Raw genomic sequence first — 603 nt, 5'->3', positions numbered from 1 at the left:
TTTTATTTTTATATCCGATATGCCTTTTCCATCAGCTCTGGCCAATCTGTAAAGTTCGAACAATTCCGAAGAAAAGAACCGTTTTGCAGCCCCTGCTACATTGCGCGCATCACAGTGCCCGCCAAGAGAAAATAATATCGTTGTTGCTAATGATTCGACATTGGAGGAAGCAATAGAAAATGTTTCCTTGAGATTCTTCTGCTGATCCAGCAATTTTTGTGCAGCAATGATTGACAGATCATTAGCTGAAAGGTGGTTAAACAAGAGCACATTGCCAGTCGCAAACCTTGAACAAATGGCTTGCGGAAAAAATGCTTTCCCTGTTGCAGGATTCACATCCTTTTCCAATGCATCCAATATAACCTTTCTTGATACATCCGAAAAATTTCGTTTAGTTGTATCCTGATACAGCTGTTTACCGGCATTTGTTGTAAAAATAATAATCGTATCTTTGAAGGATATATTCTGTTCGTACTTACTATCGTATAATACCCCCGCATCCAGAATCTGAAGGAACAAATTGATCACCTTAGGATGTGATTTCTCGATTTCATCAAAGATCAATACCGATGCAGGGTGGTCATGTACAAATCCTGTCAAACT

1 protein-coding gene is annotated in these 603 nt (G+C 39.1%); it reads right to left on the bottom strand.

Annotated features, from left to right (window positions below; all coding sequences use genetic code 11):
* On the bottom strand, positions 1 to 603 hold a 603-nt coding region (locus WMO25_RS18675; protein WP_349086758.1), incomplete at both ends, for an AAA family ATPase.

This window comes from Coprococcus intestinihominis (assembly GCF_040096555.1).
In the GTDB taxonomy this organism is placed as follows: Bacteria; Bacillota; Clostridia; order Lachnospirales; family Lachnospiraceae; genus Coprococcus_A; species Coprococcus_A intestinihominis.
This window is presented reverse-complemented; position numbering and strand designations above follow the sequence as displayed.